The sequence below is a fragment of the Pseudomonas neuropathica genome, from assembly GCF_015461835.1.
GTDB lineage: Bacteria > Pseudomonadota > Gammaproteobacteria > Pseudomonadales > Pseudomonadaceae > Aquipseudomonas > Aquipseudomonas neuropathica.
In genome coordinates this window covers 41,933-57,712 of the sequence record NZ_JACOPX010000013.1, presented here as the reverse complement: position 1 = coordinate 57,712, position 15,780 = coordinate 41,933, and the positions used below count along the sequence as shown (strand labels likewise).

Here is a 15,780-nt window from a genome sequence, read left to right as displayed (position 1 = left end):
GCGTGCCTGCCGTCACAGCAAGGGGCGCAATTGTAGAGAAGGGACAGAGGAGGTGCAAGGCAATTGGTGATTATTTGAACAATCACCGATCTTCGCCTTCCCACAAAACAATGCAGGAGTGAACCTGCTCGCGATGAGGGGGCAACATTCAACTTTGATGCTGAATGTTGCACCGCTATCGCGAGCAGGCTCACTCCTACAAGGGATGTGCAGCAGATCAGGATTTCTTGGCAGTAGCCTTGGCTTTTGCACCGCGCTGACGCTGCGCTTCGAACAGGCACACGCCCGTCGCAACCGACACGTTGAGGCTGCTGACGCTACCGGCCATCGGCAGCTTCACCAGATAGTCGCAGTGCTCGCGGGTCAGGCGACGCATGCCTTTGCCTTCGGCGCCCATGATCAGGATGGTCGGGCCGGTCAGATCCTGGTCGTAGATGCTGACCTCAGCCTCCCCCGCAGTACCGACAATCCACAGACCGCGCTGCTGAAGTTTTTCCAGGGTGCGAGCGAGGTTGGTCACGGCAACCAATGGAATCACTTCTGCCGCGCCGCAAGCGACTTTACGCACGACCGGCGTCAGGGTCGCCGATTTGTCTTTCGGCACGATCACCGCGAGCGCACCGGCCGCATCCGCCGAACGCAGGCAGGCGCCGAGGTTGTGCGGATCGGTCACACCGTCGAGCACCAGCAACAGCGGTGCGCCTTCGGTGCGATCGAGCAATTCGTCGAGCATCGCTTCGCCCCAGACCTGGCTCGGGCTCACTTCCGCGACCACGCCCTGGTGCACGCCTTCAACCCACGCGTCCATTTCGCGACGCTCGGCCTGGCCGACCTGAACACGGTTTTCGTTGGCCAGCTCAACCAGGGTCTGCACGCGCGGATCGTTGCGGCTTTCCGCCAGCCAGATCTGCTTGACGCGCTTCGGGTGGTGACGCAGCAACGCTTCTACCGCGTGAACGCCGTAGATTTTTTCCAACTGACTCATGACTTCGCCTTCGGTTTACGTGCCCCGCCACTTTTGGCTGGAGCGGAGCCCGCTTTTGGCGGCCCCTTACGGTGTTTGCTCGGTTTCGCTGGCTTGCCGCCGGAGGCCTTTTCAGGCGCCGACCGTCCGGTCTTTCCCCCGGACGCCGCTTTACCACCGTTTTTAGCGTCAGAAAGCAGAGCCTTCTTCATTTCACGGCTTTTGCGCAGCTCGGCATTCTTCGCCACGGCGTCGCTTGGACGATAGGCTTCAGCCGCTTTTTCCTTGGCTGGACGACGGCTGGCGGATTTAGCCGGAGCCTTTTCTTCCGCAACCTTGGCCGCCGGAGCAGCGGTTTCAGCGCCACGTTTTTTGCGACCGATCGGTGCGCTGATGGTTTTTTCGGCCATCTCGAAGTCGATCTTGCGCTCGTCGAGGTCAACGCGCATGACGCGCACTTCAACGGTATCGCCAAGACGGAAGCTGCGACCGGTGCGCTCGCCCGCCAGGCGGTGATGCACAGGATCGAAGTGGTAGTAATCGCCCGGTAGCGCCGTGACGTGGACCAGACCTTCGACGTAGATATCGGTCAGCTCAACGAACAGGCCAAAACCGGTGACCGCAGTGATCACACCCGGGAACGACTCGCCCACGCGGTCCTTCATGAACTCGCACTTGAGCCAGTTCACCACGTCGCGGGTCGCTTCGTCGGCACGGCGTTCGCTCATCGAGCACTGCTCGCCGAGCTGCTCCAGCGCCGCCTCGTCGTACGGATAGATGCGCGCCTTCGGAATGGTCATTGCCCCGGCACGGCGAACGTGCGGAGTGTCCTGTTTCGAATGGATTACGCTGCGGATCGCGCGGTGCGTCAGCAGGTCCGGGTAGCGACGGATTGGCGAAGTGAAGTGGGTATAGGCTTCGTAATTCAGGCCGAAGTGGCCCTGATTGTCAGCGCTGTACACCGCTTGACTGAGCGAGCGCAGCATCACGGTCTGGATCAGGTGGAAATCCGGACGATCCTTGATGCTTGCCAGCAACGCCTGATAATCCTTCGGCGATGGACCGTCCTTGCCTTTGTGCAGGGACAGGCCGAGTTCGCCAAGGAAGGCGCGCAGTTTTTCCAGACGCTCCGGTGGCGGGCCGTCGTGGACACGGTACAGCGCAGGAATTTCGTGCTTCTTGAGGAATTCGGCGGTGGCCACGTTGGCCGCCAGCATGCATTCCTCGATCAGCTTGTGCGCGTCGTTACGGGTGGTCGGACGGATTTCGGCAATCTTGCGCTCGGAACCGAAGATGATCCGGGTTTCCTGGGTCTCGAAATCGATCGCGCCGCGCACGTGACGGGCAGCCAGCAACACTTTGTACAGCGAATAAAGCTGCTTGAGGTGAGGCACGACGTCGGTGTACTCACCACGCAGTTTGCGTGCTTCGGCGACTTTCGGCGTTTCCAGCATCGCACTGACTTTGTTGTAGGTCAGACGCGCGTGGGAATGGATCACCGCTTCATAGAAGCAGTAGTCGGTCATTTCGCCGGACTTGGAGATGGTCATCTCGCAAACCATGGCCAGACGATCGACGTGCGGATTCAGCGAGCACAGGCCGTTGGACAGCTGCTCAGGCAGCATTGGCACCACGCGCTCAGGGAAGTACACCGAGTTGCCGCGCACCTGCGCTTCGTTGTCCAGCGCCGAACCGATCTTCACGTAGCTGGAAACGTCAGCAATCGCCACGTACAACTTCCAGCCGCCGGAGAACAGGCGCAGCTTGCCCGGCTTGGCTTCGCAGTAAACAGCATCGTCGAAGTCGCGGGCATCTTCGCCGTCAATGGTGACGAACGGCAAATGGCGCAGGTCGACGCGCTTCTCTTTGTCCTTTTCCTCAACTTCCGGCTTGAGCTTGGCCGCTTCTTTCAGAACGGCTTCAGGCCAGACGTGCGGAATGTCGTAGGTGCGCAGGGCGACATCGATTTCCATGCCCGGCGCCATATAGTTGCCGACCACTTCAACCACGTCGCCTTGCGGCTGGAAGCGCGGCGTCGGCCAGTGGGTGATTTTCACCTCGACGAACTGACCGATCTGCGCGTTGGCGTTGCGGCCCGGCGTGACCAGCACTTCCTGCTGGATCTTCGGGTTGTCCGCGACGACGAAGCCGATGCCGCCCTCTTCAAAGTAGCGGCCGACGATGGTTTCGTGAGCACGGGACACCACTTCGACGATCACGCCTTCGCGGCGACCGCGACGGTCGAGACCGGACACACGCGCCAGCGCACGGTCGCCATCGAACACCAGACGCATTTGCGCGGGGCTCATGAACAGGTCGTCGCTGCCGTCGTCCGGCACCAGGAAGCCGAAACCGTCACGGTGACCACTGATGCGACCGAGTATCAGGTCGAGTTTGTCGACCGGCGCATAAGTGCCGCGGCGGGTGTAGATCAGTTGAGCGTCGCGCTCCATGGCGCGAAGGCGGCGGCGCAGGGCTTCGATCTGATCTTCTGTGGTCAGACCAAACTCTTCCACCAGTTGCTCGCGGGCAGCCGGCGAGCCCCGATCGGCGAGATGCGCCAGGATCAGTTCGCGGCTAGGAATAGGGTTTTCATATTTTTCCGCTTCACGAGCGGCCTCGGGATCGAGGGACTGCCAATCGGCCATTAGAGAGTTTTCACCTTGTCTATATGCGGGTTAGTTTGGCATAGGCGCCATGAAACGGGAAATTTCCGACTATATAAGGCCCTTATGAGGGTCTGTATCGTCGCTTGAAAGCCGTTTTGAACACCGCCGGTAAAAAAAATCATATTTTTTGCTGACAGGGGTTTACAGTTAAAAAGACGCTCCGTATAGTGCGCGCCATCGACGACGCACAAGCGTTAACGATACTGCCCAGATGGTGAAATTGGTAGACACGCCAGCTTCAGGTGCTGGTGACCTTACGGTCGTGGAAGTTCGAGTCTTCTTCTGGGCACCAATTTCGAGTTTGAGACTAGATCAGTTTCAAGGCTCACACAAAACCCGCGAAAGCGGGTTTTTTGCATTCTAAGCCCGGCTTTTCTTAAAACTGATTTATTAAAATTAAATCAGGGGTTTACAGATCAAAACGCGCTCCGTATAGTGCGCCACATCAACAGCGGCAACGCTAGCGATGATTGCCCAGATGGTGAAATTGGTAGACACGCCAGCTTCAGGTGCTGGTGACCTTACGGTCGTGGAAGTTCGAGTCTTCTTCTGGGCACCAATTCAAATTCAAGGTTACGACCTTGGATTTCACAAAAACCCGCGAAAGCGGGTTTTTGCGTTTCTGGCTTCCCGAAACCCCATCACCATCGCACCTATCAAAACGCCAGCCCCACCGCAAGGCGCACTTGAGAAACAATATCGTTTATCATTGTTGCAAGTTTTTGCAATGCGACAGTGAGGAACCCGCGAATGACGTTTCGAAATACCCTGCGCCGAGGCCTGACCTTCACCTTCCTCGGCCTGGCGCTCGCCACTCCCCTCACCCAGGCTGCCGATGCGGTTTCCCTGACTCTCTATAACGGCCAGCACAAGGAAGTCGGCGACGCGATCGCCAAAGCCTTCGAAGCCAAGACCGGCATTCACGTCAACGTGCGCAAAGGCAGCAGCAATCAGCTCGCCAGCCAGATCATCGAAGAAGGCGACCGCTCTCCCGCCGACGTGATCTACACCGAAGAGTCGCCACCACTGAACAATCTCGGCGAACTGGGCTTGCTGGCCAAAACCGATGACACCACTCTGGCTGTGCTCCCGGAAAAATATGTCGCCGGTAACGGCACCTGGATCGGCGTGACAGCGCGGGTTCGCGTTGTCGCCTACAACCCGAAACTGGTCGACGAAAAAGACCTGCCGAAATCGGTGATGGAGTTCTCCGATCCGCAGTGGCAGGGCAAGGTCGGATTCGTACCGACCAGCGGCGCCTTCCAGGAACAAGCCGTCGCCATCATCAAAATGCACGGTCGCGATGCCGCCGAGGAATGGCTGACCGGCCTGCGCGCCTTCGGCAAGACCTACAGCAACAACATGGTCGCACTCAAAGCCGTGGAAAACGGCGAGGTCGCCACCGTGCTGGTGAACAACTACTACTGGTTCGCCCTGCAACGCGAGAAAGGCAAACTGGATTCGAAACTGCATTACTTCACCGGTGGCGACGTAGGTGGCTTGATCACCGTGTCGAGCGCTGCCGTGTTGAAATCCAGCAAACATCCAAAAGAAGCCCAGCAATTCCTCGCCTATATGGCCAGCGAAGAAGGTCAGCGCGTGATCACCCAGACCACCGCCGAATACCCACTGCACAAAGGCATGGAATCGGATCGCGGACTCAAGCCGTTCAGCGAACTGGAAGCGCCGAACGTAACCCCGGCCGATCTGGGCAATGCCGAAGAAGCGCTGGAGCTGGAACGCGAAGTTGGCTTGAACTGATGACCGCATCGTTATCGGCCCCCGCCATACGCGGGGGTTACGTGCCAAAACGCAAGCGGCCATCAATCTGGCTGGTGCTGCCGGTGTTGTTACTGGTGGTGCTGAGCCTGTTGCCGCTGGCCTATGTCGGGCTCAAGGCCTGGCAGGCCGGCTGGGCCGAGGCGTTGCATTTGTTGTGGCGCCCGTATGTGTTCGGCCTGTTGCGCAACACGTTGGCGTTGATGGTTGGCGTAACCCTCACCTGCGGCGTGATTGGTCTGTCGCTGGCCTGGCTGCTGGAGCGCAGCAATTTGCCAGGGCGTCGGCTATGGGGCGTGATCCTGTGCCTGCCGTTCGCGGTGCCGGCGTTTGTCAGCAGCTTTACCTGGGTTTCGCTGAGCGCGCAGTTCGAAGGGCTTGGCGGGGCGATTCTGGTGATGAGCCTGTCGAAGTACCCGTTGATCTTCCTGCCGGTGGCGGCAACTCTGCGCAATCTCGACCCCTCCCTTGAAGAGTCGGCGCGCACCCTTGGGCAGAATCGCTGGGGCGTATTTTTCCGCGTGACCCTTCCACTGCTCTGGCCTTCGCTATTGGCCGGCTCGCTATTGATTGCCTTGCACATGCTGGTGGAGTTCGGTGCACTGTCGATCATCGGCCTGCAAACCTTCACCACGGCGATCTATCAGCAATTCGAACTGGAGTTCAGTAACGCGAACGCGGCGATGCTTTCCGCCGTGCTGCTGGCGCTGTGTCTGGTGTTGTTGTGGCTGGAGCTGCGCGTACGCGGCAAAGGTCGGCATGTGCGCACCGGACAAGGTGCCGCGCGCCAGGCTGAACAGGTTCGGCTAGGACCATGGGCCACGGTCGGTCAGCTGTATTGCCTGATGCTGGCAATTGTCGGCAGCGGGATTCCGTTGGGGATGCTGGCGTATTGGCTGGCGGTCGGTTCATCCGCAGCATTCCCGGTGGCAGCGATCACTGAAGCCCTGCTTTCTTCTCTGGCACTTTCTCTTGGCGGAGCTGCGCTGTGTCTGGTGCTGGCCGTGCCGGTCGGCTTGCTGGTGGTGCGTTACAAAGGCCAACTGGCAATCTGGGCAGAGCGCTTGCCGTATCTGCTGCATGCGCTGCCGGGCCTGGTGATTGCGCTGACGCTGGTGTATTTCGCCCTGCACTACGTGCCAGCGCTTTACCAGACTTCGGGGTTGCTGCTGATCGCTTATGCGCTGCTGTTTCTGCCATTGGCGCAGGCGCCGATTCGCACGGCACTGAACAAGGCAGCACCGCAACTGGAAGAGGCTGCGCGAACGCTGGGGGCTTCGTCGTTCACGGCGTTTTGCCGAGTGACGTTGCCGATCATCTTCCCGGCATTGGGCGCGGCGTTTGCGCTGGTGTTTCTGGATGCGATGAAGGAGTTGACGGCGACGTTGCTACTGAGTCCGACCGGGCTGAACACTTTGGCGACTGAGGTCTGGGCGCATACTGCGAATGTCGAGTTTGCGGCGGCGGCGCCTTATGCGGCGTTGTTGATTTTGGTGTCGGGGCTGCCGGTTTATTTGCTGACGACCCGGATGTATCTGAGCCGCTGATACCGCTTTCGCGAGCAGGCTCGCTCCCACATGTTGACCGAGTTCCATCAGAGGAACGCGATCCAATGTGGGAGCGAGCCTGCTCGCGAAGAGGCCCGCCCAGACGACCTCAAGCCCTGAACTGCCCCAGACTCGCCTTGAGCTGCGCCGCCAAACCATCCAGCACCTTGCCACTCGCAGTGGTCTCCACCACCGCCTGCGCCGCTTTCTCGGCCTGCGCATGAATTGTCTCGACGCGCCCACGCACAGCCTGCGCTCCCTGCGCCTGATGCGCAGCCGCCTGCGTTGCCAAGCCAATCGCCGCATGCACCTGCTCGACTGAGACCTGTACCGAATGCTGCAAGCGCGCACTGTCACGCAACACGAGTAAACCTTCGCTGGCCTGACGCCCGGCCTGGCCGATCGCTTCGACCGCCTCACGAGCGCCCTGCTGCAATGCCACGATGTGCGCCTGAATATCGCCGGTGGAGCTTTGCGTCTTGCTCGCCAACGCACGCACCTCGTCGGCAACAACGGCGAATCCACGCCCGGTCTCGCCAGCACGCGCGGCTTCAATCGCCGCGTTGAGCGCCAGCAGATTGGTCTGCTCGGCAATCCCGTGAATCACCGTCAGCACCACCTCAATCTGCTCACTCTGCTGAGCCAGCCGCTCGATGACTTTCGCGCCGGTATCGACCTGCCCCGCCAACGCCTCGATCAGGCTGCCGACCTTGGCGGACGTCCGGGTGTTTTCGTCGGTGGCCTGGCGAATATCCACAACCTGTTTCAAAGCCGCTTGCATCGCATGGCTTTCCGACTGCGCCTCATCAGCCATTTGCGACAGCGCGCGCAGACTCTCCGCCACTTCATCACGCTGCATGCCCGCCGCCGCATCGGCACCGGCATTGCGCAGCGTCATCGCGCCGATTTCCACGCCGGTACGCTGCGCGACATCGCCCGCTTCGCGCACAATTGGCTGCAACTTATCCACAAAGCGGTTGACCGCCGAGGCCATGTCGCCGATTTCGTCCTTGCTGTTGATCTGCACACGCTTGGTCAGGTCGCCCTCGCCCGCCGCCAGGTCATCCATCGCAGCGTTGAGCATCTTCAGGCGATTGACCACGCGATGGCCGAGCACGACGGCCAGTAACAGCAGCACGCCAAAGCCGACCAACGCCAGGCCCATGCCGATCCGCCAGCGCAGGGTAGCTGCCGCCTCTTGAACAGTATTGGCGGTGTTGGCTTTCATTTCGACGGCGGTTGACTGCGCCGATTGCAGGCGCGCCTGCATGGCTTTGGCACTGTCCGCTGCAGCGCCCTTGAGGCTGTCGCCGACCAGTTGATCACTGCTCGCGATCAGCGCCGAGAAGCGCTTGTCCAGTGCCGCCAGATCGGTTTCCACCGACGCCGTGGAAACGCCCATCAGCACCTTGCCGATTTCCACGCCATTGGGATTGATCGAGGCTTCAAGGTAGTAAACCGATGGATCGCTCTTCGCCGCATCCAGCACTTTATCCAGTGCACGCTCGCCCTGGCCCTTTTCCAGCAAGGCCTTGTTGATCGGGTTTTCGCGATTGAGATAGCGGGTCAGGTGCTGGCCGGTGGCGTCGTCGTAGACCACGAACAACACATTGGGATTACGCTGGGCACGGCGAGCGAACTCGGACAGGGTCGGTACGTCGCTGTCCCACATGGCTCGCGGCGCTACCGAGGCGAGCAATTGCGCCATGTCATTGGCCGAATCTTTCAGATCTTTTTCCAGCGTCGCACGCAGTTGCGCCTGCTCTTCTTTCAGGCGCGAGGACAGGCCGGCGGTAAGCCGCTGGCGGGTGCTGGCAGACAAAGCATCGAGGCTCGAGGTGACTTCACGCCCGGCCTGCTCCAGTTCACCGGAGAGCTTCTGGCTGTCGGCGCCGAGGCGCACCGCCAAGTCAGCTTCCAGCGCCGTGACGGTGCTCCGCGTCAGGGCAACGGCCACCAACACTTGCACCAAAAGGGCGATACCAAGGGTAACGAACACGGGGCGCAACAAACGGCTTTGTAACAGTGAGAGAACGGCCGACACTGTGAATACCTCTACTTCTGACGCCATTAATTTGATGGCACTCTTGTAGACAGATTCACAGCAAAGGTCATGCCGTCCAACAGGCATAAACGACAAAGACCCCGATGAAGGGGCCTTTGTGTTTTTACATCAACGACTTATCAAGCAAACGGATGACGCAGAACGATGGTTTCGTTGCGGTCCGGGCCCGTCGAAATAATGTCGATCGGTGCGCCGATCAACTCTTCAACGCGTTTGATGTAGGCGCGAGCGTTAGCTGGCAGCTCTTCCAGGGTCTTGGCGCCCACGGTCGATTCGGTCCAGCCCGGCACTTCTTCGTACACAGGCTGCAGGCCTACGTAGCTGTCAGCGTCGGTCGGAGCAACGGCATTGCCTTCGGCGTCTTTGTAGCCAACGCAGATGTTGATGGTTTCCAGACCGTCGAGTACGTCCAGCTTGGTCAGGCAGATGCCCGAAATGCTGTTCACATCGATAGCGCGACGCAGGATAACGGCGTCGAACCAGCCACAACGACGGGCACGGCCGGTGGTCGCACCGAACTCGTGACCTTGTTTGGCCAGGTGTGCACCGACGTCGTCAAACAGCTCTGTCGGGAACGGACCCGAACCGACACGAGTGGTGTAAGCCTTGGTGATGCCCAGGATGTAGTCGAGGAACATCGGGCCAACGCCGGAACCGGTCGCTACGCCACCGGCAGTGGTGTTGGAACTGGTCACGTACGGGTAGGTACCGTGGTCGATGTCGAGCAACGAACCCTGGGCGCCCTCGAACATGATGTCTTTGCCGGCGCGACGCAGGTCGTGCAGCTCGGCAGTGACGTCGAGCATCAGTGGCTTGAGCAGCTCAGCGTATTCCTTGCACTCGGCCAGGGTTTTCTCGAACTCGATGGCTGGCTCTTTGTAGTAACCGACCAGCATGAAGTTGTGGTAATCCACCAGTTCACGCAGTTTGTCTTCGAAGCGCGGCATGTTCAGCAGGTCGCCAACACGCAGGCCACGACGAGCCACCTTGTCTTCGTAAGCCGGGCCGATGCCGCGACCGGTGGTACCGATCTTCAGCTCGCCACGGGCCTTTTCACGGGCCTGGTCCAGCGCCACGTGGAAGGACAGGATCAGCGGGCAGGACGGGCTGATACGCAGACGCTCGCGCACCGGTACGCCTTTCTCTTCCAGCTTGGTGATCTCGCGCAGCAGGGCGTCAGGTGCAACCACCACGCCGTTGCCGATCAGGCACTGCACGCCTTCGCGCAGCACGCCCGACGGGATCAGGTGCAGGACGGTTTTCTCGCCGTCGATCACCAGTGTGTGGCCAGCGTTGTGGCCACCTTGGTAGCGCACTACGGCGGCAGCATGTTCGGTCAGCAGATCAACGATCTTGCCTTTGCCCTCATCACCCCACTGGGTGCCCAGGACTACGACATTCTTACCCATAACACTTGTCCTCATTCGCGCAAACTTGGTGCCGGCGATGGCCGGCAGGAAAACTCAAGAAGCCAGTGGCGATACTTGCCAAAGCCCGTTCTGCTGAATCAATTGCCGGTCGCAGTCCGCATCACGGGCGGCGGCCAAAGGTTGCCCAGGCAAAGCCTGAACGACACGCTGACCCTCACTGCGCAACTGGCAAACCTGCTGCCAGAGTGCCGCATCCGTACTGTCAGGCATCCAGATACCGCCAGACGGTAGCTCGATCTCAGCACGCCCCAGGGTCACCAGGGTTTTCAAATCGGTGGAAAAACCAGTCGCCGGACGCGCGCGCCCAAAATCTGCGCCGATGTCGTCGTAGCGACCGCCCTGAGCGATGGACTGGCCAACGCCCGGCACGAACACCGCGAACACCACACCGGTGTGGTAGTGGTAGCCACGCAGCTCACCCAGGTCGAAGTACAACGGCAGGTCCGGGAAACGCGCCGACAGGCGCTCGGCGATCGCCAGCAAATCTTCCAGTGCTGCCAGAACCGGCGCCGGCGCATTGGCCAGTCGTTCGCGGGCAGCGCTCAACACTTCACGCCCGCCGCACAGGTCGACCAGCGCCCGCAGCATGCCGGACAAGTCGGCCGGCAAGCCTTCGGTCAAGGTAATGACCTCGTCGATGGCCTTGCGTTGCAGCGCATCGAACAACTGCTGTTCGACTTCACCGGACAGACCGGCGGCACGCGCCAGACCACGGTAGATGCCGACATGACCAAGGTCCATGTGCACATCCGGCACATCGGCCAGTTGCAGCATGGCCAGCATCAGGCTGATCACTTCAACGTCGCTGCTCGGGCTGGCGTCGCCGTACAACTCGGCGCCCAACTGGATCGGGCTGCGCGAGGAGGACAGTGCACGTGGCTGGGCATGCAGCACGCTGCCGGCGTAGCACAGACGGCTCGGACCTTCGCGACGCAGGGTGTGCGCATCGATACGCGCCACTTGCGGCGTGATGTCGGCACGAAAACCCATCTGCCGGCCCGATTGCGGGTCGATGACCTTGAAGGTACGCAGATCCAGGTCCTGGCCTGCGCCGGTCAGCAGGGATTCCAGGTACTCGATATGGGGAGTCACGACAAACTCGTAACCCCAGCTCTGGAACAGATCCAACACCTGACGACGCGCGACTTCAATGCGCGCCGCTTCCGGTGGCAGTACTTCTTCGATGCCATCTGGCAGCAGCCAGCGGTCTACCGTTGCCATTACGCCATTCCCCTTTGATCCGGGCGGCCAGCCTGCGGGCGAGCCTTGAGTGAAGCAGAAAATGACCGAACCGTTCAAAACGCACGCGCATGAACGACGCGGCGAAAGGCCTGTTACCGGCTTCGCCCATCACTTTCCTCGAAATACTCTCGGGCCATTCAACCCGATGCCTGCAACAAAAAACAGCAATCAAACGTGCAGACGCAAAAAAGCCGGGAATTTCCCGGCTGCCGCATCATACACACGTTTTCCCAAAGGATCACCCCGCCCGAGGTTTTAGCCGCCGGGCGGAATGATTCAGGTCAACGGCGTATCAAGGCTTGGCCTTTTCCAGGTAGTGGAAAAAGTCGCTGCTTGGGTCGAGGACCAATACGTCGGATTTGTTCGCGAAGCTTTCACGGTAGGCGCGCAGGCTACGATAGAAACTGTAGAACTCCTGATCCTGACCGTAGGCCTTGGAGTAGATCGCAGCGGCCTGGGCATCACCATCACCGCGAACCTCTTCGGACTCACGATAGGCTTCAGCCAGCAGCACGCGGCGTTGACGATCGGCGTCGGCACGGATGCCTTCAGCCAGCTCGTTACCCTTGGCGCGGTGCTCGCGAGCTTCACGCTCACGCTCGGTGCTCATACGTTCGAACACACTGCGGTTTACTTCTTTCGGCAGATCGATGGCCTTGACCCGAACATCGACAACTTCGATACCCAGCTCTTTTTCCGCCATTTTGTTCAGCGAAGCAGTGATGTCAGCCATCAGTGCGTCACGCTCACCCGACACCACCTCGTGCAGGGTGCGCTTACCGAACTGGTCACGCAGACCGGATTCCAGACGACGGGACAGACGCTCGTCGGCGATTTGCTTGAGGCCGGAAGTTGCGGTGTAGAAGCGCTCGGCATCCTTCACGCGCCACTTGGCGTAGGCATCGACCATCACGGCTTTCTTTTCCAGGGTCAGGAAACGCTGTGTCGGTGCATCCAGCGTCATCAGACGTGCGTCGAATTTACGCACCTGGTTAACGTAAGGCACTTTCACATGCAGCCCTGGCTGAACATCGGCCTGAACCACGCGACCGAATTGCAGCAGCACCGCACGCTCGGTCTGAGCCACGATGTAGAAGCAGTTCCAGCCCACCAGTACCACAACAACGCCAACGATCAGGGCGATCAGCGATTTATTGCTCATCAGCGGGTCTCCCTTGTGCGCGACTGCGGCAGGTCAGTGACATGCGGCGTGACGTCCGTGTTGTTGCTGGCGGCAGCCGAACCGGTGACCGGTGCATTGCTGCCCGAACTGTTCTGAATCATTTTGTCCAACGGCAGGTAAAGCAAGTTGCTCTGGCCGTTCTTGTTGCCGGTCACGAGTACCTTGCTGGTATTGCTGAAGACTTCCTGCATGGTGTCCAGGTACAGACGCTGGCGGGTAACCTCAGGTGCCTTGCGGTACTCGGCGACCAGCTTGGTAAAGCGATCGGCCTCACCCTTGGCGCGCGAGACCGTTTCGTCGCGATAACCGTTGGCGTCCTCGAGGATGCGCTGGGCCTGACCACGGGCTTCCGGCACGACGCCGTTGGCGTAGGTTTCAGCCTGGTTGCGCGAACGCTGCTCGTCTTCACGGGCGCGGATCACGTCATCGAAGGCTTCCTGCACTTCACGCGGTGCAGCTGCGCTCTGTACGTTGACCTGAGTGACGGTGATACCGGTGCGATAGGTATCGAGGAAGCGTTGCAGACGCTCCTTGATTTCGCTGGCCATCAATTCACGACCTTCGGTCAGCACCTGGTCCATGGCGGTGGAACCCACCACGTGGCGCAGGGCACTGTCAGTCGCATGCTGCAGACTGATTTCCGGCTGATCGACGTTAAGCACGAAGTCCTGCAGGTTGCTGATCTTGTACTGCACGGTCAGCGGCACTTCGACGATGTTCTCGTCTTCGGTCAGCATCTGGCCTTGCTTGGTGTACGCACGCTCACGCGTGACGTTTTCCATGTACTTCTTATCGATCGGCGGGAAGTAGATATTCAGGCCCGGGCCAACAGTCTCGTAGTACTTGCCGAAGCGCAGCACCACGGCTTGCTCCTGCTCGTCCACCACGTAGACCGCGCTGTACAGCCAGACAGCCGCCAGCACGACGAGGCCGATGCCGAGCAGACCGCCGAAGCCGCCACCGCTCCTGCCCGAACCACCGCCATCATCACCACCGCGTTTCTTACCACCACCGAACAACCCGTTCAGGCTTTCCTGCAGCTTTCGGAAGGCCTCGTCGAGATCCGGTGGCCCCTTGCGGTCGCCGTTATTGCGGCGTTTGCCACCCCAAGGATCCTGATTATTCGAGTTGCCACCCGGCTCATTCCAAGCCATAGCGCTCTCCATCTGATAAAGCAAAGACGCACCCACGGCGCGCCGACCAATGCTACAGAATGCCTGCCGTTACGGCACAACCGCTTCTTCAGGCTTTTATTGCAAAGTGTGTTGCTCGATGAACTCCATCGGCTGCAATCCTTCGCGGCTTACCAGTCGATTCAGCTCGACCCGGGGCAAACGAACGGCCAGCAGGCTGATGCCTTCTTCGTCATGCTCTTCTTTCTGCACCGCACCGAGTTCGAAAAACTGCGCACGCAGTCGGGCGAATCGTTGCGGCAAGCGCAGTGTGCCGATGAACAAATCACTGCCGAGCAATTCGGCAATGGCTTGTTCAAGCAATTCCAGACCACTGCCATCACGCGCCGAAAGCCAGACCCGCTGGGGCTTGCCGTTTTCGTCGCGCTGGATTTGTGGCTCAACGCCTTCAAGCAAATCGAGTTTGTTATAGACCTCGAGTATCGGCAAGTCCTGGGCACCAATCTCGCCCAGCACCACCATCACCTGCTCGATCTGCAACATGCGATCCGGTTCGGCCGCATCGATCACGTGCAACAACAGGTCGGAGTTGGCCGACTCTTCGAGGGTAGACCGAAATGCTTCGACCAGTTTGTGCGGCAGGTGACGAATGAAGCCTACCGTATCCGCCAGAACAATCGGCCCCAGGTCGTCCAGATCCAGACGGCGCAGGGTCGGGTCCAGTGTGGCGAACAACTGGTCGGCCGCGTAAACATCGGATTTCGTCACATTGTTGAAGAGTGTCGATTTGCCGGCGTTGGTATATCCCACCAAAGACACGGTAGGGATATCCGCACGGGAGCGGCCACGTCGCGATTGCTCGCGCTGGCTGCGCACCTTCTCCAGCCGCCCTTTGATCTGGCGCAGGCGGACCCGCAGCAAACGGCGGTCGGTTTCCAGCTGAGTCTCACCCGGGCCGCGCATGCCGATGCCGCCACCCTGACGCTCAAGGTGAGTCCAGCCGCGAACCAGGCGGGTGCTCATGTGGTCAAGCTGGGCCAGTTCGACCTGGAGCTTGCCTTCATGGGTACGGGCGCGTTGGGCGAAAATATCGAGAATCAGACCGGTACGGTCGATCACGCGACACTCGAAAACACGTTCGAGGTTACGTTCCTGACTGGGCGTGAGGATGTGATTGAAAATCACCAGATCGGCTTCTTCAGCCTTGACCAGGTCGCGCAGTTCCTCGACCTTGCCGCTGCCGATCAGAAATTTGGCGGTTGGCCGATGACGCGGCACGTTAAAAAACGCAACGGTCTCGGCGCCGGCCGAATTAGCCAATTCCTGAAACTCCTGCGGATCTTCGCGCGCCTCAGGGTCCTGTCCATCCAAGTGAACGAGGATCACTCGTTCACCACCACCGTGGCGCTCAAAGAACAAAGGAGACTCCTATCAGGCGTTACCTGGCTCAGCGTCACCTGCTTCGGATTCGGTTGCGCTAGGCAGACGAATTGGACGAACCGGCACTACTGTCGAGATAGCGTGTTTGTAAACCATCTGGCTTACGGTGTTTTTCAGCAGGATCACGAACTGGTCGAACGACTCGATCGTGCCTTGCAGTTTGATACCGTTGACCAGGTAGATGGAAACCCCAACTTTCTCTTTACGTAAAGTATTCAAGTAAGGGTCTTGTAGCGAATGCCCTTTTGACATGTGCCGCACTCCTTTAAGGATTCAATAATTAAAAATAGGTAATTCAGATGGCTTTGGCCGCCACACCCCCAAGGAT

At 59.7% G+C, this 15,780-nt stretch carries 11 protein-coding genes and 2 tRNA genes; 4 read left to right on the top strand and 9 right to left on the bottom strand.

Annotation, left to right across the window (positions count from 1 at the left end):
• Positions 1–217 precede the first annotated feature (217 nt).
• Both rlmB and rnr read right to left on the bottom strand, forming a co-directional pair.
• On the bottom strand, positions 218–985 hold the full coding sequence (rlmB, locus tag H8F23_RS19570; protein ID WP_095047304.1) for a 23S rRNA (guanosine(2251)-2'-O)-methyltransferase RlmB: 768 nt from the start codon (positions 983–985) through the stop codon (positions 218–220).
• Positions 982–3,612, bottom strand: coding sequence for a ribonuclease R (gene rnr, locus H8F23_RS19565; RefSeq protein ID WP_093430184.1), 2,631 nt, complete (start codon positions 3,610–3,612; stop codon positions 982–984). The genes rlmB and rnr overlap by 4 nt, the downstream gene beginning before the upstream one ends.
• A 226-nt stretch (positions 3,613–3,838) precedes the next feature.
• Here rnr and H8F23_RS19560 point away from each other — a divergent pair.
• From H8F23_RS19560 to H8F23_RS19545, 4 genes are all read left to right on the top strand, one after another.
• A tRNA-Leu gene (locus tag H8F23_RS19560) sits at positions 3,839–3,925 on the top strand.
• 180 nt (positions 3,926–4,105) lie between these two features.
• A tRNA-Leu gene (locus H8F23_RS19555) sits at positions 4,106–4,192 on the top strand.
• A gap of 191 nt (positions 4,193–4,383) precedes the next feature.
• A complete protein-coding gene (locus H8F23_RS19550; RefSeq protein ID WP_194935477.1) occupies positions 4,384–5,394 on the top strand; it encodes an extracellular solute-binding protein in 1,011 nt (336 codons plus the stop codon).
• On the top strand, positions 5,394–6,959 hold the full coding sequence (locus tag H8F23_RS19545; RefSeq protein WP_194935476.1) for an ABC transporter permease: 1,566 nt from the start codon (positions 5,394–5,396) through the stop codon (positions 6,957–6,959). The genes H8F23_RS19550 and H8F23_RS19545 overlap by 1 nt, the downstream gene beginning before the upstream one ends.
• Positions 6,960–7,068: 109 nt before the next feature.
• Here H8F23_RS19545 and H8F23_RS19540 read toward each other — a convergent pair whose 3' ends face one another.
• The 7 genes from H8F23_RS19540 to hfq form a co-directional block, all read right to left on the bottom strand.
• A complete protein-coding gene (locus tag H8F23_RS19540) occupies positions 7,069–9,003 on the bottom strand; it encodes a methyl-accepting chemotaxis protein (protein ID WP_194935475.1) in 1,935 nt (644 codons plus the stop codon).
• A 140-nt stretch (positions 9,004–9,143) separates the two neighbouring features.
• Positions 9,144–10,433 carry an adenylosuccinate synthase gene (locus H8F23_RS19535; RefSeq protein WP_007915835.1) on the bottom strand — a complete coding sequence of 430 codons (1,290 nt, stop codon included), beginning with the start codon at positions 10,431–10,433 and terminating at the stop codon, positions 9,144–9,146.
• Positions 10,434–10,487: 54 nt separating this feature from the next.
• A complete protein-coding gene (locus H8F23_RS19530) occupies positions 10,488–11,675 on the bottom strand; it encodes an ATP phosphoribosyltransferase regulatory subunit (protein WP_038360371.1) in 1,188 nt (395 codons plus the stop codon).
• A gap of 313 nt (positions 11,676–11,988) precedes the next feature.
• The gene (gene hflC / locus H8F23_RS19525) at positions 11,989–12,858 is read right to left on the bottom strand and encodes a protease modulator HflC (protein ID WP_016984784.1); all 870 of its coding nucleotides are present in this window, start codon (positions 12,856–12,858) and stop codon (positions 11,989–11,991) included.
• Positions 12,858–14,033, bottom strand: coding sequence for an FtsH protease activity modulator HflK (gene hflK, locus H8F23_RS19520; protein WP_016984785.1), 1,176 nt, complete (start codon positions 14,031–14,033; stop codon positions 12,858–12,860). Before hflK ends, hflC begins: the two co-directional genes overlap by 1 nt.
• A gap of 96 nt (positions 14,034–14,129) precedes the next feature.
• Positions 14,130–15,431, bottom strand: a complete 1,302-nt coding sequence (gene hflX / locus H8F23_RS19515) for a ribosome rescue GTPase HflX (protein ID WP_093430181.1) — start codon at positions 15,429–15,431, stop codon at positions 14,130–14,132.
• A 12-nt stretch (positions 15,432–15,443) separates the two neighbouring features.
• Complete coding sequence (gene hfq, locus H8F23_RS19510) at positions 15,444–15,704, bottom strand: RNA chaperone Hfq (protein ID WP_007902656.1); 261 nt, start codon at positions 15,702–15,704, stop codon at positions 15,444–15,446.
• Positions 15,705–15,780: the final 76 nt, after the last annotated feature.

Excerpts from the sequence above, each read along its gene's own strand:
- rlmB (WP_095047304.1), bottom strand. The coding sequence starts at position 985 with ATGAGTCAGTTGGAAAAAATCTACGGCGTTCACGCGGTAGAAGCGTTG.
- rnr (WP_093430184.1), bottom strand. The coding sequence starts at position 3,612 with ATGGCCGATTGGCAGTCCCTCGATCCCGAGGCCGCTCGTGAAGCGGAA.
- H8F23_RS19550 (WP_194935477.1), top strand. The coding sequence starts at position 4,384 with ATGACGTTTCGAAATACCCTGCGCCGAGGCCTGACCTTCACCTTCCTC.
- H8F23_RS19545 (WP_194935476.1), top strand. The coding sequence starts at position 5,394 with ATGACCGCATCGTTATCGGCCCCCGCCATACGCGGGGGTTACGTGCCA.
- H8F23_RS19535 (WP_007915835.1), bottom strand. The coding sequence starts at position 10,433 with ATGGGTAAGAATGTCGTAGTCCTGGGCACCCAGTGGGGTGATGAGGGC.
- H8F23_RS19530 (WP_038360371.1), bottom strand. The coding sequence starts at position 11,675 with ATGGCAACGGTAGACCGCTGGCTGCTGCCAGATGGCATCGAAGAAGTA.
- hflC (WP_016984784.1), bottom strand. The coding sequence starts at position 12,858 with ATGAGCAATAAATCGCTGATCGCCCTGATCGTTGGCGTTGTTGTGGTA.
- hflK (WP_016984785.1), bottom strand. The coding sequence starts at position 14,033 with ATGGCTTGGAATGAGCCGGGTGGCAACTCGAATAATCAGGATCCTTGG.
- hfq (WP_007902656.1), bottom strand. The coding sequence starts at position 15,704 with ATGTCAAAAGGGCATTCGCTACAAGACCCTTACTTGAATACTTTACGT.